Origin of the sequence: Helicobacter zhangjianzhongii, from assembly GCF_030249855.1 — a bacterium.
Taxonomy (GTDB): domain Bacteria; phylum Campylobacterota; class Campylobacteria; order Campylobacterales; family Helicobacteraceae; genus Helicobacter_B; species Helicobacter_B zhangjianzhongii.
This window is the reverse complement of sequence record NZ_JANURN010000008.1, coordinates 88,064-107,419: the sequence shown is the minus strand read 5'-3', so window position 1 is coordinate 107,419 and position 19,356 is coordinate 88,064. Positions and strand designations below refer to the sequence as shown.

General features: G+C 45.1%; 20 protein-coding genes. 8 read left to right on the top strand and 12 right to left on the bottom strand.

Annotated elements, in window-relative coordinates:
- Nucleotides 1-139 precede the first annotated feature (139 nt).
- The 3 genes from NYG90_RS08755 to NYG90_RS08745 form a co-directional block, all read right to left on the bottom strand.
- Nucleotides 140-1,570 (bottom strand): mannose-1-phosphate guanylyltransferase/mannose-6-phosphate isomerase, encoded by a 1,431-nt coding sequence (locus tag NYG90_RS08755; RefSeq protein WP_285264946.1) that lies wholly within the window; start codon nt 1,568-1,570, stop codon nt 140-142.
- A 52-nt stretch (nt 1,571-1,622) separates the two neighbouring features.
- Nucleotides 1,623-2,816, bottom strand: a complete 1,194-nt coding sequence (locus tag NYG90_RS08750) for a hypothetical protein (RefSeq protein WP_285257537.1) — start codon at nt 2,814-2,816, stop codon at nt 1,623-1,625.
- Nucleotides 2,817-2,877: 61 nt separating this feature from the next.
- A complete protein-coding gene (locus tag NYG90_RS08745; RefSeq protein WP_285264945.1) occupies nt 2,878-4,611 on the bottom strand; it encodes a hypothetical protein in 1,734 nt (577 codons plus the stop codon).
- A gap of 142 nt (nt 4,612-4,753) precedes the next feature.
- On the opposite strand from NYG90_RS08745, the gene secG reads away from it, so the two are divergent.
- The 6 genes from secG to NYG90_RS08715 all read left to right on the top strand — a co-directional run bounded on the left by secG (nt 4,754) and on the right by NYG90_RS08715 (nt 8,251).
- Nucleotides 4,754-5,107, top strand: coding sequence for a preprotein translocase subunit SecG (gene secG, locus NYG90_RS08740; RefSeq protein WP_434062738.1), 354 nt, complete (start codon nt 4,754-4,756; stop codon nt 5,105-5,107).
- Nucleotides 5,108-5,131: 24 nt separating this feature from the next.
- A complete protein-coding gene (gene frr / locus NYG90_RS08735) occupies nt 5,132-5,689 on the top strand; it encodes a ribosome recycling factor (protein ID WP_285257539.1) in 558 nt (185 codons plus the stop codon).
- Nucleotides 5,689-6,309 (top strand): orotate phosphoribosyltransferase, encoded by a 621-nt coding sequence (pyrE, locus tag NYG90_RS08730; protein WP_115011333.1) that lies wholly within the window; start codon nt 5,689-5,691, stop codon nt 6,307-6,309. The genes frr and pyrE overlap by 1 nt, the downstream gene beginning before the upstream one ends.
- Nucleotides 6,310-6,316: 7 nt before the next feature.
- A complete protein-coding gene (locus NYG90_RS08725) occupies nt 6,317-6,916 on the top strand; it encodes an RDD family protein (RefSeq protein WP_285257540.1) in 600 nt (199 codons plus the stop codon).
- An 85-nt stretch (nt 6,917-7,001) separates the two neighbouring features.
- On the top strand, nt 7,002-7,628 hold the full coding sequence (locus NYG90_RS08720) for an LPP20 family lipoprotein (RefSeq protein ID WP_115011331.1): 627 nt from the start codon (nt 7,002-7,004) through the stop codon (nt 7,626-7,628).
- Nucleotides 7,629-7,633: 5 nt separating this feature from the next.
- On the top strand, nt 7,634-8,251 hold the full coding sequence (locus NYG90_RS08715) for an HP0838 family lipoprotein (protein WP_147278770.1): 618 nt from the start codon (nt 7,634-7,636) through the stop codon (nt 8,249-8,251).
- Between the two features lie 167 nt (nt 8,252-8,418).
- On the opposite strand, the gene NYG90_RS08710 is transcribed toward NYG90_RS08715, so the two are convergent.
- Genes NYG90_RS08710 through exbB form a run of 3 tightly spaced genes read right to left on the bottom strand, consistent with a single transcriptional unit; the run spans nt 8,419 to nt 9,932 of the window.
- The gene (locus tag NYG90_RS08710) at nt 8,419-9,126 is read right to left on the bottom strand and encodes an energy transducer TonB (RefSeq protein ID WP_115011329.1); all 708 of its coding nucleotides are present in this window, start codon (nt 9,124-9,126) and stop codon (nt 8,419-8,421) included.
- The gene (gene exbD / locus NYG90_RS08705) at nt 9,092-9,472 is read right to left on the bottom strand and encodes a TonB system transport protein ExbD (RefSeq protein ID WP_115011328.1); all 381 of its coding nucleotides are present in this window, start codon (nt 9,470-9,472) and stop codon (nt 9,092-9,094) included. The genes NYG90_RS08710 and exbD overlap by 35 nt, the downstream gene beginning before the upstream one ends.
- Complete coding sequence (exbB, locus tag NYG90_RS08700) at nt 9,462-9,932, bottom strand: TonB-system energizer ExbB (RefSeq protein ID WP_115011327.1); 471 nt, start codon at nt 9,930-9,932, stop codon at nt 9,462-9,464. The genes exbD and exbB overlap by 11 nt, the downstream gene beginning before the upstream one ends.
- Nucleotides 9,933-10,164: 232 nt before the next feature.
- On the opposite strand from exbB, the gene nhaA reads away from it, so the two are divergent.
- Both nhaA and NYG90_RS08690 read left to right on the top strand, forming a co-directional pair.
- A complete protein-coding gene (nhaA, locus tag NYG90_RS08695) occupies nt 10,165-11,619 on the top strand; it encodes a Na+/H+ antiporter NhaA (RefSeq protein ID WP_285257541.1) in 1,455 nt (484 codons plus the stop codon).
- 114 nt (nt 11,620-11,733) lie between these two features.
- A complete protein-coding gene (locus tag NYG90_RS08690) occupies nt 11,734-12,588 on the top strand; it encodes a DUF5718 family protein (protein WP_285257542.1) in 855 nt (284 codons plus the stop codon).
- Nucleotides 12,589-12,905: 317 nt separating this feature from the next.
- Here NYG90_RS08690 and NYG90_RS08685 read toward each other — a convergent pair whose 3' ends face one another.
- From NYG90_RS08685 to NYG90_RS08660, 6 genes are all read right to left on the bottom strand, one after another.
- Nucleotides 12,906-14,294, bottom strand: coding sequence for a methyl-accepting chemotaxis protein (locus tag NYG90_RS08685; protein WP_285257543.1), 1,389 nt, complete (start codon nt 14,292-14,294; stop codon nt 12,906-12,908).
- Nucleotides 14,294-14,788 carry a PAS domain-containing protein gene (locus NYG90_RS08680; RefSeq protein WP_115011324.1) on the bottom strand — a complete coding sequence of 165 codons (495 nt, stop codon included), beginning with the start codon at nt 14,786-14,788 and terminating at the stop codon, nt 14,294-14,296. Before NYG90_RS08680 ends, NYG90_RS08685 begins: the two co-directional genes overlap by 1 nt.
- A gap of 92 nt (nt 14,789-14,880) precedes the next feature.
- On the bottom strand, nt 14,881-15,633 hold the full coding sequence (truA, locus tag NYG90_RS08675; RefSeq protein WP_285257544.1) for a tRNA pseudouridine(38-40) synthase TruA: 753 nt from the start codon (nt 15,631-15,633) through the stop codon (nt 14,881-14,883).
- A 5-nt stretch (nt 15,634-15,638) separates the two neighbouring features.
- A complete protein-coding gene (locus NYG90_RS08670) occupies nt 15,639-16,130 on the bottom strand; it encodes a hypothetical protein (RefSeq protein WP_285257545.1) in 492 nt (163 codons plus the stop codon).
- Between the two features lie 80 nt (nt 16,131-16,210).
- Nucleotides 16,211-18,787 (bottom strand): PD-(D/E)XK nuclease family protein, encoded by a 2,577-nt coding sequence (locus NYG90_RS08665; protein WP_285264947.1) that lies wholly within the window; start codon nt 18,785-18,787, stop codon nt 16,211-16,213.
- A 3-nt stretch (nt 18,788-18,790) separates the two neighbouring features.
- Entirely contained in the window at nt 18,791-19,324 is a 534-nt protein-coding gene (locus NYG90_RS08660) for an HdeD family acid-resistance protein (RefSeq protein WP_115011320.1), read from the bottom strand.
- Between the last annotated feature and the right edge of the window lie 32 nt (nt 19,325-19,356).

Genomic DNA, 19,356 nt, shown 5'->3' with positions numbered 1-19,356 from the left:
GCAAGGGTCATATACACGCTAGAGTTTTGTGTGATACTAAGGGCTTTAAGGAGATGAAAGATAGCCCACACTATGGGTAAAAAGCAAAAGATAAAAAGATAGGAGTTAAAGAGCATAGGAGGTCCTTTGGGGGGGTTAGTTATTTGCGAGCATAGTCATCTGCTAGGCGCACGATGTCATCTTCGCCAAGGTATTCACCCATTTGCACCTCAATCACCACAAGGGGGATTTTCCCGGGGTTTTCTAGCCTGTGGGGCTGCCCCATAGGAATATAGGTGGATTGATTGGTTTGTAAAAATATCTCTTTATCCCCTAGCTGCACCACTGCGCTGCCATTGACAATGATCCAATGCTCATTGCGATGAAAATGCTTCTGCAAGCTTAGGCGAGATTTTGGCTTGACGATGATTTGCTTGATTTTATAAAAACTAGATTCTAGCAAGATCGTGTAGCTCCCCCACGGGCGATAGGTCGTGCGATGTGTGCGTGCAAGCTCGGGGTAAGATTCACGCAAACGCGGCAGCACCTCTTTAATACGCGCCGACTCGCCCATCTTGCTAACAAGCAAGCAATCATCACTATCAACAATTATCATATCCTCCACGCCTACGCCTACAACAGGTCGAGAAGATAAGATAAAGTTATTTCTAGAATCCTTGGCGATGAAGTGGGTATTTGTGGCGTTGTTTTGCGCATCTTTTGGGTATTCTTCACTCAAGGATTCAAAGCTCCCCACATCACTCCAGCGCAGCTGGCTTGTGATACAAGCAATATTATCTGCCTTTTCCATTAGGGCATAATCAATACTCTCTTCCCTAAGCCCTTGACTTAGCTCCCTGTCTAGCCGCACGCATTCTTGCTCATCGATTATTTGGCTTTGACTTTGGGCAAAGATCTCTTCACAAAGAGTGTAGATGTCATTAGCGTGGTGTTTTAGCCCATCAAGCAGCACACTAGCCTTGAAGCAAAACATACCGCTATTCCAAAAATACTCCCCAGAATCCACATATTTCTGCGCGGTTTTGGATTCTGGCTTTTCATAGAAGCCTAGCACACGCCCGCTGCCCTGCTCCACGCGGATATAGCCATAGCCTGTGTGCGGACTTGTAGGCGTGATCCCAAAAGTTACGATTTGATTATGTCTAGCTTGCTCTAAAGCCTGCTCTATGCAGGATTGATAATTGTCTTTGGCGATTAAATGATCGCTTGGCAGTGCTAGGATAATCTCATCGCCTCCATAGTGCTTTTGCGTATGCAAAGCAGCCATAGCTAGAGCTGGGGCGGTGTTTTTCCCATAGGATTCTAGGATAAAGTGATCAATCTGCACGCCTAGATCGTGGGCTTGATCTTTGGCAAGAAAATAGAGCGATTCATTGGTGATGATTTGTATCTTTGGCTCTCTGCCCTGCTCTGCGCACAATGCCACATTGCGCGCTAAAGTCTCTTGAAAAAGTGAAGTAGCGTATTTGTCTGTTTTAGGGAGAATGTGGGCAAACTGCTTGGGCAAAAGCTCGCGAGAAAGTGGAAAAAGCCTAGTCCCAGAGCCGCCGCATAAAATACTAACAACCATACCACACTCCAAAGTTACGCAAAAAAGGGGCTTGACACCTAGCCCCTAAGTATTAGTAAGAGAATTTAGCAAACACTTTTAGTGCATTGTCGCTGAAGTTTGAGCTGCTGCCTGTGATGTTGTTTTTGATATACGCGTAGCCTACACCAAGGTCAAGCCCCATATTTTTCTGCTGCCATACATGGAAATTCGACATAAGAGAGTATTCTTGATATGTCCCAAATGCTGCCATCGCATCAAGTCGCACCCACTTAAAGTCAAATCCACCAAACACATAGCCATAGAATGAGCCATTAGCGAAATATGGCGCGATATTGGCACTTGAGCCAGCAAAGCTTCTACCATAGAATTTAGAAGAATCACTAAGCGCGTAGATATGGCTTCCTGCTCCACCTAGCACACCCACGATCCCAGCACCAAAGAGAAATTGCTTCTTATAGCGGAATGACTGATCCCCCCATACAAGCCCAGAGATAGAGTCTTTTGGGCGGTCCCAGTATTGAAACATACCTTGTAGCACTGTGGTCCCCTCTAAGCCCTTGAAGTCAAAGGCATAGCCAGCTTTCAAACCACCTTGCAGTAAGAGTGCGTTTGCTGTGCCAGCACCGCTGTGGAAAAGCACGAAAGGCTTAAGCAAAAAGCCCTTATAAGTAAAATCCACACCCCCAGCGACTAACTCGCCTTTGCCAAAAAGAGGGTTTTTGCTTGTGCCATTCATATAGGCAGTTAGGCTTGAGAGATCACCTGCAATCCTATCACCTTGCAAATAGTTGTGCTGCTTGCCATTGTAGAGATAGGAGTTGGCATAAGTAAGCCAATAGACCATTTTATCTTCATAGGTTGTAAAGCGCAGTGAAAGCCCTTGCACATTGCCTTGTAGCCAATCAAACTTCATAAAGTCGTTTTTAAATCGCCCAGCATAGAAAGAAATCAAGCGGTTTTTATACCCAATGTAAGCCTCTGAAGCATCGCCATCACTCCCATAAGGCTGCGCCTTGCTATCGCTATCATAAGGTGTCCAAGCACCAATTGCCCCAAGCCCCCAGCGGAAGCCATTTGTCAGCGAGAAATCCGCCCCAGCATTTGCTAACACACCAGCAAAATGCTTGCCACCGCCGCTAAAGTCAATGGAGCCTAATGATCCTAGCTTGCCATAAGTGCTTACATTGATATCTACCGCATTTGCAGCACTAAAGGCTAGCAGTGAGCCTAGAGCCACACTCTTAAAACCTACGAAGTTCTTCATCACATTTCCTTTTTGTCAAAATAAGCGCGGATTATAGCTAAAGTTTTCTTAAACCAATCAGCTACTTCTGCGGTAGCTCATAGACATAAAAATGCGCAGGTAGATTCCAGATATTGCCTGAAAAGACAAGATTGCTAGAGTCTTTTGCTAAGGCATATTTCATCAGTGTTTTTATGCCTACAAAGCCAAGATTTAGCCCAAAATCTGCGTGGTATATGCGCTTATAGGTAGAATCTAAATGCGCGATATACTCACTATTGACAAAATTACTGCTATAAGGCGTTAGGATTAGGTATTGCGGCTGTGGTGCGGCTTTTGTGCTGTCGCTTTGGCTAGAATCCACTTTTTCAAAAGTGGATTCTAGGCTTTTGCGCAATGGATTATACATATCTCTATCAGGGACAATAGTCGCTTTGACTCCAGCATATTCAAGCCATTTTTCAAAGCTATAGCACACTTCGCTTTTTTCTATCAATGTGCAATCCACACCTTCAAGCATTATGCTAACAGGCTTATTTTGGCTAGAGAAAAATGCCAGAGTGGATTGGAGATTTTGCCCAGAGGCTTTGTAGTGGGCAATTGTATGAGCGGAGTAAAAAAGTGAGTTGCTTACAAAAATCCCCACACAAAGCGCGATCACCACTGCAAAAACCTTGCGCACAAAGCCACTTAAATGCGTCCATAAAGCAGGGATAGCACTTAATGCCACAAGTCCAAAAATATAGCCCGGAAGCGGATAATGCGCGCTAGAGATATTAAGCACCAAATACGCCCCCATAAATGCCGCACACGCACAAAGACTAGAATCCAGTATTGGTATAAATGGCGAGCTTGTGGGGCTTGCCTTATAGGCACGCACAATCACAAACACTCGGTAGAAACATAGCAGCGGCACAAGCACGAACAAAAACGGCTCATTCATAATGTAAGTGAAAAGATTTTTAGCAAATACGATAAGCGGATTATGCAGTGTATCGCCATATCTACCGCTAGTAGTTTTCTGCGCGATAACAAAGACATAATACGCTACTACCCATACCACACAAGCACATAGTAGCAGCACATCAAAGACCATAAGCTTGCGATTTGGCAAGGCGCGATGATTGACAGAACGCTTGTTGAGAAAAGTTAGCAGCAAGTGCGTGAAAGCAAAGCTGCCAATTAAGATAAAAGCCGTTTCTTTATAAAAGCAAGCGATCATCGCACTAAGCCCACCTATAATAAGCACAATCACACTTAGCATACCCCTATTGTTTGCAACAAAGGCGTAGCTTGCAAGCATAATGCTTAAAAACACAAACTCCATTCGTTCAGGCACAAAAAGCCGAAACCACGAGCCACAAAATGCCGGTGTGAGCAAAAGCAAAGCCACGAGTATGTAGGCGATTGTTTTAGGGGCTTTGGTGTGTGGGGCAATGAAGGGCAAAAGCGTGGCGATAGCATAGCTAAGGCACAATCCCACCACTAGCACACAAAGGGCATTAAAGCCATAAAACACAGAAGCAGAAGCACCAAAAATCGCGCTTAAGACATTGAGATCTTGCCCATCTAGTGGGTAAAATCTGCCAATTTCTGGGATAATGTGATGAGTTAGTGGGATATTTTGCCCTATAAGAAGCGTTTGTATCAGCGTGTGGTCATCAATCACAGCAAAGGCACTATCGTAAAACACGATAAACGCATAGCAACATAAAAAAGCGAAAAATACAAAAGTAGCGACAGGAGATGAACTAGAATCTAAATTCTTTGCCCCCCCCCCCCCCGTTTTATACGAAGTTGCGGTGTGGTGTAGCATTGCACTATCCTTTATAAACACTTATTTGAGATAAACAAAAGCGCGATTATAGCAAATGTTTGTTGTAGGCATTGTTTGACTTGCGTATATTTATGGTAGAATTGCGCCTTTAATTTTCAAGCATTCTTAAGCAGGAGTTATTATGAGCGTGCTTTTTATCACAATTGAGATTCTTTTAGCACTTGCCATTGTTGGTGTCGTGCTACTACAAAAATCAAGCTCGCTTGGGCTTGGGGCATATAGCGGGAGCAATGAATCGCTCTTTGGGGCTAAAGGACCAGCAGGCTTTCTGGCGAAATTTACCATTATCCTAGCACTGCTATTTCTAGCAAATACGATTTTCCTAGGCTATCAGCTTAACACCCAAAGGCAAAAGAGTGTCTTTGACACAGCTAAATCGGTAGAATCCGCACCGCTTAATGCCCCATTAAATGCGCCACTAGACTCTGGGCTTAATCAACCCTTGCAAGGCACGCTAACCCAGCCAGAACAATAGCACCCTATCATCAAAGGACAAACAATGACACAAGAGATTATGACTCATACTAAATCCCATATGGAAAAATCCCTAGAATCTTTGCGTAAGGATTTTAGCACCTTGCGCAGTGGCAAGGTATCTGTAAGCGTGCTTGATAATATCCGTGTGAGTTATTATGACACCCCCACCCCACTCAATCAAGTAGGCTCTGTCATCGCCCAAGATGCAAGCACCATTGTCATCACGCCGTGGGAAAAGTCTTTGCTAAAAGATATAGAAAAAGCGATCCAAGAAGCCAATATCGGTGTCAATCCAAATTCTGATAGCGAATGTATCAAGCTATTTTTCCCACCGATGACCCAAGAGCAGCGCAAAGACATCGCCAAAGAGGCAAAGGCTATGGGCGAAAAGGCAAAAATCGCTGTGCGCAATATCCGCCAAGATGGCAACAACCACATCAAAAAGCTTGAAAAAGATAAGCAAATCACCGAAGACATTAGCAAAAAAGCTCAAGATGATGTGCAAAAGCTCACCGATGAGTTTGTCAAAAAGATTGATGAAATGGTCAAACACAAAGAAGAAGAGGTTATGAAAATCTAATGCAAGCACTTAATATCGAGCAAATCTACAAAGATGCAAACGCCCTTTTAGAAGGGCATTTTCTCCTAAGCAGTGGGAATCACTCCACCCACTATCTCCAATCCGCCAAAGTGCTTGAAAATCCACAAATCGCTAGCCAGCTAGGCTGTGCATTAGCAGCGCAGATCATAGCTGCTGGCATACAAGCAGATACCATTTGCTCCCCTGCGCTTGGAGGGATTCTAGCAGGCTATGAGCTTGCGCGAGCACTTGGCGTGCGATTTATTTTCACAGAGCGAGTCGATGGGGCAATGCAGCTGCGGCGTGGATTTGATGTAAGAATGGGCGAAAAGGTCATTATATGCGAAGACATCATCACCACAGGTGGCTCTGCACTAGAATCCGCGCGGTGTGTGGAGTTTCTTGGAGCAGAGGTAGTGGCGTATGCTGGGCTTGCTAATCGCGGATTTTGCGTGCGTGCAAATGGAGAGCAGACAAGCAAAAAGCCCGAGTGTCGCCTGCCAGATTCTATCCCGCTCTTTGCCTTAGAGGATTTCATCTTCACAATGTATGATCCCAAAGACTGCCCACTTTGTGCGCAAAACCACAAAGCCATAAAGCCCGGCTCTAGGGGAAATTAGCCCTACTATGCCAAGCAAATCGCCAAGCAAATCCGCACCACCAAACTCTACGCCACTAAGCAAATCTACATCAAAAAAGCCGCGCTTCCGCACGATAAAAAAACAGCATAAAAGTGCCAATACGCCAAATGTCCGCACACACACTCTCTCTGCCATAGCTAGAGAGATATTTTTAGTCCGTAGGCTCAAGGCATTGCTTGTTGATATGTTTATGATTTATACACCTATTTTGTATTGTGCGTATTGGATTCTAGGCGGTGCGCAAGGCTTTAGAGATAGCCAGCTTGCGATTTTTGTATGCTTTGTCTCCTATGCAAGCATTTGCGCGCTATTTATCGCTAAAAGTGGGCAGACACCGGGGCTGCGCTATGTATGCTTGCAGCTTGTGGATACAAGCTACACACCAGAATCTACACAATCCCCGCATAGGCAAGTTGGTTTTATGCGTGCTTTTGTGCGTGTGTTTGTGTGGGCATTTACTTGTGCGATTGTGGTTGGATTTGTCGCGCCATTTGTATCCCAAAGCCGCCAATGCCTACACGATCGCTGGCTCAAAACAAAGCTAATCGATAGAGATACGCCTATGCCAAATGCCCCAAAAGCATAGCCATATGGAGAATCCATTAGGAAGATCCACGAAGTTGGCACATATTTTGCTTTATGCTTACTAACTTTCAAAAAAAGGATGTTTGATGACAAGTATCACACAGAGAATCAAGATGATGTCAGTTGCGACAATTACAGCCCTAAGCCTTGTCGCGTGCGTTGGGACACAAGAGGGTGTTGGGCTCACTCCGCCAAGTGCTGATTTTCACCCAACAGGCATTGAAAATCCAAGCTTTGGTGGTGTCAATCCCCCAATGATCAATCCACCCTTGGCAAATCCGGGACCTATCATTGGCAGTAACCCTATGGTAGAAGAAGATGATGACATCGCTCCATCAAAAGGGGGTAGTGAGCCTATCATCCAAAACAACCCAAATCTAACCCCAAGCAATGTGATTGAGCTACAAGTAACAGGCACAGGAGTCGCACCGCAAAACTCCATATCCCCAGCGCAATCAACAGCCCTAGCCAAACGCGCAGCAATGATTGATGCCTACAAGCTCCTTGGTGAAAAAATGTATGGCGTGAAATTAAATGGTCAAGACACAGTGGAAAATATGGCGATCACAAGCTCAACGGTAAAATCCAAAGTCCAAGCTCTCGTGCGTGGTGCAGATGTCGTGAATGTCGATTGTAAATCTGGATTATGCCAAGTAACAATGGAGCTTAAACTTGATGGTCGCGTGTGGTATCGCGCGCTTGGTGGGCGATAACTAGCGTGAAATCTCTTGCATCTCTATGTGGCATTGCGCTGCTTGCCCTATTGCCTATCTTTGTGGGCGGCTGCGCAAACTTGGGGGTCCTAGATCTCTTTTCTGACAAACCCGTAAGCAAGGACGCTCTCTCTCAATACAATCAACAAAAGCAAGAAAACGCGCCCAAAAAGGCTACCGGCAAGCGCGTGCTATACATAAAATCCCGTATTTTTAACTACTATGACTATGCGACATTTGCTGTCAATAAAAAGCAAGAGATTTTTATCGAGCTTTTTGCTGGGGGTAAAACCATTGGGACACTAGAAGTCAATAAACGCAGAATCTGCATTCTAAAGGACTGCGCACGCAAGTGGCCTGTGGCTAAGGAGTTTTTCGGCAAGGTGAGTTATGGGGATTTGTTTGATGATATATTTTTCCAGCGCGATATTTTTGGCGGAGTGGGAAAAGTCATCGAGAGAGATGGGGCGTTGGTGCAGCGATTTCAAAAAAATGGCGAGATCATCTACTATCGGCGCACAAAAGATGGCGTGCTGTTTAAAAATATGAGCAATGGTGTGATTGTGTCATTGCACAAATACCAAGAGCCAAGAGTGCCAAAAGAGCTAGAAGAAGAAGCTTAGCAAGCCCAACATCTCCCAACAATCTTTTGCTATCTTTTACCCCTGCCTAGAATCCACTTTTATCACCACCCCCAACCGCACAGATCAAATCAAAGCTCCATAGCACAAGCTAGATTCTAGGGCTTTCTCACTACACACACGATCGCTCAAAACTAGATTCTAGTCAATTAGCGATCGATCAAGCCATAATTGATAGGAATACTTAGTAAAACAATCTTGCTTGGCTTGGGGAAAGACTTATGCGCTGCTTGGATCGTCTGTATTGCTTGCTTATTTAAAATATCTCCTGTATTGGAGCGCACGACCCGCAGTCCTTCAAGACTCCCATCAGGCTTTAGGCAAAACTCCACGACCACAGTGCCTTGCATACCGCGGATTCTAGCGAGCTGTGGATAATCGTGCTTGCGTGCTATGGCAGCTTGCACCTTGGCATAAAACTCATCGCTTATGCCCTCATTATGCGCTAAAAGCTCTTGTGTAGAGCCTTGGGAGTCTTGATTAGACGCGCTCTCTTGTATCTCCTCGCCATCTTTATGCGTAGTCTGCTTGGATTCTAGTGGCGAGTCGTGTCTTTGCTCTTGGTCTTGCAAGATCTCTTGAGTTGGGATTGGGTGCTTTGTCTTATGCTTTTGCTTATGGTGCTGATTTTGGGCGTGCTTGGGCTTTGTGGGCTTAGAGTAGGTCTTTTGCGGGGCATTTGTGTTGATACTTGCTAGACTCATTGTGATCGGTGCGCTCCCTACTTGAGCGATTGTATCTTGGCTAAACACCCCCACAACCCACGACAAACCAAGCAAATGCACGCCAAGTGAGATTGCAAAGCCTATAAACGATGGGGTTTTAAGGTGTTTGTGCAGTGATGGAAAAATTCTCATGCCCTTTGTCCTTAATAATACTAATGATTTGCACAAAGCTTTCAAACCTCGCGTCTTTGTCGCTTTTGACCTCAATCATCGTTGCATTATCAATAGCATTGATCGCCTCGCGCAACGCACTAGAATCTAGCTCCTTATCATCGATATAGATATGATTGTCCGCGTTAATAAGAATCTGCACGACCTTATCATCTGCCTTTTTTTCGACATTGTCGGCTTGGGGGAGATTGATGGGGATTTTACCTTGAGCGATAAATGTCGAGACACTTAGCACAATAGCTAACAAAACAAGCATCACATCGATAAAAGGCACGATATTTAGCCCCTCCGCACGCCTAGGCTTCATCGCTATCCTTTCTCTCTTTTCTATATTGTGCGGTGGATTGTGATTTTTGCGCTTTGTAGCGGTTGCTTAGCACATCACAACGGCGCAAGAGAATATTATAAACCATAAGCGTAGGGATAGCCACGCACAGCCCAAGTGCGGTTGCTTTTAGCGCGAGTGAAAGCCCCACCATAATTGTCTTAGCATCCATTCCGCCACTCATACCCATATCATAAAATGTAATCATTATCCCACACACCGTCCCAAGCAGCCCGACATAAGGGGCATTTGAATAGATGATATATAAAGCAGTTAGATTTTTGCTAAGAGATTCTTCTAGCGCATCAAGACTTGCAAAGACACCTACATCAACACGCGCATAGAAAATAATCCGCTCAACACTAAACCACAAGGCAAAAAAGCTCATCGCTCCAAGCACCGCAAACACGATAAAATCAATATTTTCTCGCAGAAAATCCATACCCAACCCTTTGCAAGCTAAATGTCAGCTAGATTCCCATATTTCCTAGAATCTAAGAATCATTTTTATTTTAGTGTGATAGTAATATGTGTTTAATAAAAATAAGATAAAACAACAAACCCACCACAAAGCGCGGATTTTAGTATATAATCGCGCCTTGTGATTATGCCCTAGCCATCACGCTAGCCAGCCCTAAGTCCCGAACGCTACCACTCCATACACGAGCATTGCAATGAGATCACAAGTATCCAAAGACTACAACAAAGACCGCTTAAAGCAAAATCTTAATGCCTTTATCAGCCACGAATCCTTCAGCGGCGTGCTGCTGTTTTTCTGCGTGGTGTTTGCTATGCTTGTGGCAAATTCCAAATTCTCTGTGCTGTATTTCGCGCTAAAAGAGCTTGAGCTAGGCGCATTTTTGGGTCCTTATCACACAGGAATGAGTATAGAGCATTTTGTCAATGATGTGGCGATGAGCTTATTTTTCTTAATGATGGGGCTTGAGATGAAGCGCGAGATCCTCTATGGCGAGCTTGCTGGGTTTAAAAAGATCATTTTCCCAATGCTTGCTGCCATTGGCGGGATCATCGTGCCTATAGGGATTTATCTCTTCTTCAACCACGGCACCCCAAGTGCCAATGGCTTTGGTGTAGCGATGAGCACAGATACGGCATTTGCGCTAGGGGCGATTTTGTTTCTAGGCAAGAGAGTGCCGCTAAGCTGTAAGGTGTTTTTGGTAACTTTGGCAGTTGTTGATGATTTGGGGGCGATTTTAGTTATCGTGCTGTTTTATACAAGCACCCTACATATCGGCTGGCTACTTGTAGCAGGGGCGATATTTGCCCTACTTGTGTATATCAACCACAAGGACACCTACAAGCTCCCGATCTTTTTGCTACTTGGAGTGGGCTTATGGATCGCGGTCTTTAATAGTGGCGTGCATGCCACTGTGGCAGCGGTGATTTTGGCATTTTGTATCCCGGGGCGATCCAATGTCTCTGATACTTGCTTGCTAAATCTTAAAAAGGAGCTAGAGGGGATTTATACAATGGTGCAAAGTGGGAGAAATTTCTTTGAGACCAGCATAGAGCACGCCAAATTTAGCCTACGCGGGATCTGGGAGAGTCTCACGCGCTTTTTTATCGATGATAGCCCTAGAAGACAATTTGACTTGCAAGAGCAAAGCAAGCGCGTGCAGATTCTAGACTCTATCTCGCGCTACTCCTTGCAAGCCCAGAATCCACTTTTGCGCTTGCAGAGTGTCTTGCACCCGCTTTGCTCGTATTTCATCGTGCCTTTGTTTGCCTTCATCAATGCAGGCGTGCAGATAGACTCTAGTGTCAATCTTAATATTGATGCGATATTTTTAGGCACGGTTGTGGGGCTTGTGGTAGGCAAGCCGCTAGGGATTTTTGCCTTTGCCTATCTTGGAGTCAAGCTCAAAATCGCCACAAAGCCCCCTACACTTAGCTTCACACAAGTGTTTGCCGTAGGCACACTTGCGGGGATTGGCTTTACGATGTCGATTTTTGTCGCAAATATCGCATATATCAATCTCGAATACGGCAGAGAGGCTGTTATGGTCTCTAAGCTTGCGATTTTATATGCTTCATCATTGGCATTATTGCTTGGGATCGCTATGCTCTGGCTTAGCACAAGGGCAAAGCCAGAGACCAAATCCCCTTAGCTACCCGCGCATTTGGTGTGTAGTTTTGGATACTCTCTTGTAAAATCTGCGTAAATTTATAACTCTTTTGTATAAAGTTGGCTAGAATCGCGTAATTTTACAAAAAGGACATCTATGCAAGCAAATGCACAAATGCTAAAGAATATGATTGGCTTGGGGCTAGCTGGGAACTTTGCCAATCACCTAGAGCAAGCAGGAGAGGCAAAGGATTTTGCTTGCATTATATGTGATGATGAGAATGCCCCTAAGGGAATGTTCCCTTTCTATGTGCCGCAAGATTCTGGGATTTTGGGGCGATTTTGCTTCAATGATGAAGCTATTATCCTGCCGCAAGATTCTACTTTGCGCATACAAGCAGAGCCAGAAGTCGCCTTGGAGTGTGAGATCATTTATGAAGGCGATTCATCAAAAGTCATAGCCGTAGAGCCTAGATTTTTTATGGCGTGCAATGACACTTCCGTGCGCAACGACCCAAACGCCACCAAGCTCTCCCAAAAGAAAAATTTCTCCCTAGGCTCCAAAGGACTTGGCAGGAAGCTGCGCATTGATAACTTTACAAAATCTGGAGTTTGCCAGCAGTATTCACTCGCCTCATTTATCCGCAAGCAAGGCGCAGAGCTTGAGCCTTATGGCGAGTGCAGCACACTCTGCTCATATAGCTATTTTTATCGCACGCTTACAGATTGGATCGCTTGCAAGCTTAATACGCAAAAAGACCTAAGCGTGCTAGAAAATCTACAAGACATCTTGGCGCGCTCACACTATCCGCGGCAAGCCATCATCTCTGTGGGAGCTACGCGCTATATGCCACAATACGAAAACTACTTCCTGCAAGAAAATGATGAAATCGCTATTGTAGTCTTTAACCACAACACCCACACCTATGAGCAGATCCAAGCCCTAGTCGCTTCCAAGTCCCTTGACCCCCACATATCTGCGCTATACCAACGCGTGCAAAGACACGCCTAGGCTTCAAGCCCCAATCGCGCAGGATTCTGCTCTTTGGCGCGGAGACAGATTAAAAGTGGATTCTAAGAAAACGCCCAAAAAGCAGAAAGACTAGAATCTCTAGCACGCCCTATCATTGCGAGCAAAATTATTTTCTCATCGTAAGCCACGCGCTAGCAAAGCGGGCGATCCACAAAATCGCGCCCAAAATCGCACTCCTAGAATCCACTTTTGACATTAAAGCCTTTTTCCGTCATTGCGAGACTTCCGCTAGGAAGTCGTGGCAATCCATAAAAACACATAATCACAAAAAGTGGATTCTAGTGCAAAAGTGGATTCTAGGCGTTAGGCTTCTCTAAGTGGTGCAAAAGCTCATCAGAGGTCTCTTCAAGTGCTTTGACATTATCGATAATAGCACTAGAAGAATCGATCGTGATAGGCTCTGTGATACGCGTGATCGCATCGCTTGCGTGGTGCAAGATCTTATCTGTGATCATCTCGCACTCACTTTGCGGGCAGTTTTTGTATAGTCTATCTACCACGCTCTCATCATTGATAAGCCTAGAGATAGGCTGGGCAGAGTCTAAGTCCATTGGGGCTTGGGTATTGAGCGAGTCATATACACGCGTCTTGAAAGAAATGTGATCAAGCTTTGCCACGGATAAAATCAAGCCCTCCGCAAGCTTGGCAAAAATACTATCAAGCGATGAGCTACTCTCATCAACCCTGCTAAACACTTCGTTAAATTCTGTGATTTTAGATTCTGAATCTTGCGCGATTTGCGAGACTCGCTCGCTTCCGCTTTGGATTGTCTCCATTTCTTGCTGCATTGTTTGGATAGAGACAGAGATTTGGTTTGTAGCTTGCTGGGTTTTCTCCGCGAGCTTTCTTACCTCATCTGCCACCACGGCAAAGCCCCGTCCGTGCTCCCCTGCTCTTGCGGCTTCGATAGCGGCATTTAGGGCTAGGAGATTTGTTTGATCGGCGATGTCTGAAATGATCCCAACTACATTGCCAATGTCTTTGGACTTTTCTGCAAAGCTCTCCACAGAGCTATTGTTGGCTTCGATCAATTCTAAAAGATTGTTGATTGACTGCGTTAGGACAATGATGTCTTGCTTGCTCTCTTTAGAAGAGTTGCTGATTTCTTGGATATTAGAATCCACTTTTTTCATATAGGATATATCTTGATTTAGCCCATTGGCAATTTCGCTTAAATCTCTGGTTTGATGAGAGAGACTAAGATTCATTAGATTTTTGCTTAGGGCATTTTTCACACTCTCTTTGGCGTTTTGCTCGATTTGTGTTAGGGCGTGATTGATACCTTGGATATTTTGGGCAAATGTCCCATCAAGCCCACCACTCAAAGCGTGGCGATAATACTCGCCCTTTTGCGAGCAGGCGATGGCTGTTTGCACCTCGCGCAAAAACGCTTCTAAGTGATCGATAAGGTTATTGAGATTCTCACAAATGTGTGCCACAGGGGTATTGCCCCTAATATGCACTATGCGCCCCTCAAACTTCCCATCTGCATATTGCTTGCTCACTTGCAAAAGTGATTTGAGCAAATACTCATCTTTGCGACCTAGCACAAGAGCAAGCACCGCACCAATGCCCACAAGCACAAGCGCGACACACGCATACCAGATAGAATCTAGCACGATACCTAGCCCCACCCCAAGCACACTTAAAGCAATAAGAGCGATATTGATTGTTTTTGCACTCATCACGCACCCCTTTGTAGCTCAAAGATAAATTCATTATACTCTTTTCCTGCTAAGGCGGCTTCTAAAATCGCTATGCTAGATTCTATGGAGCCATTTCTCTCAGCTTCTACCATAGCGCGATAGAGTGGCTCAATGCTTTCAAGCGCGCGAGGATTTGGCTTCCTGCGCACAGAGTAGTAGCCTACGATGTTTTTGTTTATATCAATTGATGGCGTAACATTAGCAAACACCCAATAGTGCGAATTATCTTTGGTGCGGTTTTTCACAAAGGCAAAGACCTCTTTGCCCTGCTTGATATACTCCCAAAGTAGCTTAAACACTGCCTTTGGCATATCTCTATGGCGGACGATGTTGTGAGGCTTGCCTAGCACCTCATCTTCGCAAAAGCCACTATAAGTGTAGAAGTCGTGATTGCAGTAAGTAATGGCACTTTTTAGGTTTGTCTTTGAAGTGATGAGCGTATCTGTATGTAGCTCTAAGCCTAGGTCTATCATTATTATTCCTTATGTGTATGATTGCTTCTTGCCTTGTAAAAATGGCGTAAAATTGTATCTAACTCACAATAACAATGTGTATAGAAAATCACCTAGAATCTCCCGCCATACCAAACTTTGCCAAAATATAGCCCCTGTGGGCTTGCTGGGATAGAGTAGTGGCGGCGCACTGCATCACGCTGGGCTAGAAAATCATCTTTAGTGATGATGCCTTTAGATACAGCAAGGCACGCTCCAAGCAGCAGTCGCACTTGCGCACGCAAAAAGGCATTCCCCACGATACGCACGACATAGCACTGCTGCCCTGCATAGATTCTAGGACTTAGGTGCGTGCTATAAATGGTGCGTATAGTGGATTTGGGATTTGAGCCTGTCTTTGAAAAAAGCGCGAAATTATGCTCCCCCACGCAAAGCTTTAAGCACTCTTGCAAGGCGCGATAATCCCCTAGCGACTCTCTTGCGATAAAAGGTGTGAAAAATGGCAGCATAGAATGCGGACTAAACACATAGAGATATGATCTAGCACGGGCACTAAATCGCGGGTGGAAGCTAGAATCCACTTCCCATACTGCGCGAAGCTTGATGTGGGGATAGAGCTTTGGGGCTAGAATCTCACAAAGCCGCCCACTATCCCAGCAGTCTTTAGCACAAATGCGCACGACCATTCCTAGAGAATGCACGCCCTTATCCGTGCGCCCTGCGCCAATCACAGGAGAATCAATACCGAGTGTTAATAAAGTGGATTCTAGTGTCTCACTCACGCTTTGTATGCCCGCCGTGCGCTGGGGGGCAAACCCGCTAAAGCTCGCTCCATTATAAGCGATCTTTAGCGCGAAGTGTTTCATAAATCTTAGAAGATAAGTCCTAAAGTCAAAGCGACTTGGTGCTGTGATTGGCGAATATCTGTGCCAAGGATTTTAGGCTTTTGCCAGCTTGCATCAATACCAATACTTAATGGCAAGATAGGAATATCAAAGTAAATCCCGTAATTTAGCGCGGTCGTATCTGCATAGCCAGCATCTTTAAAGCCAGAGTAGCTCGCCCCGATATATGGCGTAAAGCGGAAGATCCTATACCCCATAAGTCCGCCTGCTTGGATATTAGCAAAGCCTTTTTGCTCATCTACTCCAAAGATATAGTTATACTTCACCATAGGCGCGACTGTGAAGCCATTGCCACCAAGCCAGATTCTAGCATAGCCACCTAGATCGCTTGTCTTGCTTGGTGTAGCCATACCATAGCTTACACCTGCTTCTGGGTTGATCTTAAACTTCCCTATACCAATCGCAAAGCTTGATGACACAAGCCCACACAACAATGCCAATGCTACTAATCTTTTCATAGCTTTCTCCTTGTGTAAGTAAATAAAAGTCGCCACTATAACACAAAATAATAACACTTAATAAAATAGCAGTGTGGATTCTAGCGATTGCACATATCTGCATACGCACAATGCACACAGCTTGTCGTATCTTGTGTCTTTTCAAAGCACACTTCGCCACTTGTTTGCTTAAACAGCTCTATAATACGCTCCTTTTGGGCGTGAAAGTCTTCTTGAGATAAGAGAAGTGCGCGGTCTTTTTGCGGCTTTGCATCTTTGAGATAATAGACCATAGATTCTATGCGTGTGGGCTTTGTGCCAGCAAGCGCACTAGCAGTATCACTAAAGACAAGCGCGCTAGACTCTAACGCCAAGCGGTAGAATGCTAGCTGCAATAAGTGCTTGTCTCTGCTTGCTTTGCTAGGCTTAGAGAGCTTGTAGTCAATCACGCGCCACTTGCCATCTGCTAGCTTATCTATGCGATCGATTTTGCCTGTGATTTTATACTGCTTAGAATCAATCGCAACACTTGAGACAAACCCCTGCTCACACGCCAAAACAAAAAATCCACTCCTAGCAAGCCTCCTTTCTAGCTGCCAAAACCCGCGCAAATCTTGGCGGATTAGCTCATAGCTAAAGCCTTGCGTTTGGGTATGCTGAAGCTGCGTGCGCAAATACTCCTGACACTCTTGCTCAATCATCTGCATACACGCTTTATCACACACTACACCCACGCGCGCACCATAAGAATGCTCAAGAGCCTTATGCACAAGCTCGCCCAATGCTAGAGAGTCAAAAGTGGATTCTAGTGGCTCTGGCTCTTTAAGCCTAGCGATATAGCGGCAGTAAAACTTGCGCTTGCACTCTGCAAATACCGCCAAGCTCGTAGGCGAAAAGACAAAATCCCCCACTTTTGCCACAATCTCTTCTTCTACATAGGGCTTAGGCTCATTCACAGCAAAAAGCGCGTAGAGATTATCGCCATTATCGCGCGTGATAGACACACCTTGTAGCTCTAGCTCATTGAGTAGGCTAGATTCTCTGGCTTCTTCATTGTGCGTGAAAGTTACAAACACACCTTTACGCGCACACATAAAAAGCTGGTAGTAATAATGCTTTTGGAGGTTTTCTCTATCTTGCAAAGTGGGCATTTGTAGCTTTTCTCTAATGGCGGTGTTTAAAAACACATCGCTCTCTTTGATCCTAGGCAGAAAGCCACTATTGCAATCCACCATAATCACATAATCACACGCAATCCCCCTAGTCTCCAAAACCCCCATAACACGGACTTTCCCGCCAAAGACATCATCAACGCCTAGCTCCTGTATGCGCAAGAAAAGCAGCTCCAAAAGCTGCCCATAGCCAAACTCTTCTAGCACGCTCTCCACACGCAAATAATCCCCTATAATCCCCAGAATCTTTGCCTGCAAGCGTGTAGTAAGCGGACAAGGCGGCAGAGTATCAAGGAGTGCTATATGGCTAGAATCTAAACTAGAATGCGCTTGATAAATAGGGGCATTGGTAGAATCTAGGCTTGTTTGGGTGTTTGCCTTGGCGTTTGCTTGGGTAAAAATATAAGTAAAAATGGATTCTACAAATGCCAAATCACTCATCGCATTTGGTCGCTGCGTGATCGCTTCTAGCACAGAGCGCAGCTCATCACACCACGCGCGGATTTTGGGCGATGAGAGCAGCTCCCTCCCCATAGCGTAGTTGAGATTATGCGCAGAATCTAGCAGGGCAAAATACTCGCTAAAGCTCTCATCTGGCGTGATGATAATGATCTCATCGCCACTAACGCCACTTGCCAGCAGCCCGCGCACTTTCTCTAGCACAAAGCTACATTGAGCTATGCGTAGCTCAAAATATAATGCGTGGATATGAATCTGCTTGGGATCAGGTAGGGCGTGCTTGCGTGCAAGTGTAGTGCTGGGGGTAGATCCCACAGCCACACCACTAGAATCCACTTTTCTACAATCAGCCCCCTTAGCCACCCCCTTAGAATCCACCTCCCTAGAATCCAAAATAATCGTATAGCTAAACCCCGGCTCTATCTCTGCATACAACCACCGAAAATACGCATAATTATAGCTATCTGTGTCAATGTGAATATATAGCGGAGTATAGGCACTTAGGGCATAGAGCTTGTCTTGCTCAATGGGGTTTAATAGCCCATCAAGATAGATTTCTATCTGGCTAAATCCTTGGACAAATTCCTTAATCACTTCTTGCTTATCATCAAGCCACTCTAAGCCTAGCTCATCAAGCCTAGCTACAAAGCGCGTATAAATCTCCTCTAAAATCGCCAAATGCTCTTCATAATCCGCATAAATATCGCGCAAAGGGATCTCACTCATCGCAACTTTGTGGCGTGCGATCTCGCGGAAAAATGGCAGGAGAAACTCACTCCCTTGCAAATATCCTAAGAAGCTTTGCTCAAAGACAAGCAGCTTTGTAAGCGCGGGTCTTTGAGCAAGCAAATCGCGTAAAATTGTATGGAGTAGAATCCTATAAATATGTGAAGAAGCCGCGCTTTTGCTAGGGGTAAAAAATGCGCGAGAAAATAGCTCATCAATCCCCATAGCCTTAGGCATAAGCCCCTCTTGCTGGCTGGCATAAAAACTCGTTATAGCCCTTTGTGTCGAAAAGACAAAGAGCCTAGAATCTAGCGTATGCATCACCTATGGTCGAAAAAGCGTGCGCGCACTCCACCACCCAAGTAAAGATGCGATACCAAAAAGCACGATAAACAAAGACACCATAATCCCTATGGTGATCCCACCAATGGCTGGGAATGCTATGAAAATCATCGCAACGGCAATATTTAGCACACCAAGCAATAACACCACCCAAAATGCACCCGTGTGGAGCTGCCTAAGATCAAACGCATAGACAAATGCCAGCATCCCACGAAACATCGCTAAAAACGCGACAAAATACACAATCGTAGCAGAAGTGGATTCTACTCCCATACTAAAGAAAATAATCGCTAATAGGAGATTAAAAATCCCAGAAAAGAGCAATGCCCTAGCCCCGGCAAACTCTCTCACACGAAAATAGTATAAAATATCTGCCACACCACCTACGCACAAAAATATCGGTAGCAAAAATGCCAAGCTTGCTACAACCTCTAAAGGTGTGAAGCACCCTACCACACCACCAACAATAATCATCACGCTAAAAAGCACCCAAATAATTGAGCCAAACACTTGCATTTGTATCCTTTCTTCAATGAGATAAATTGTCT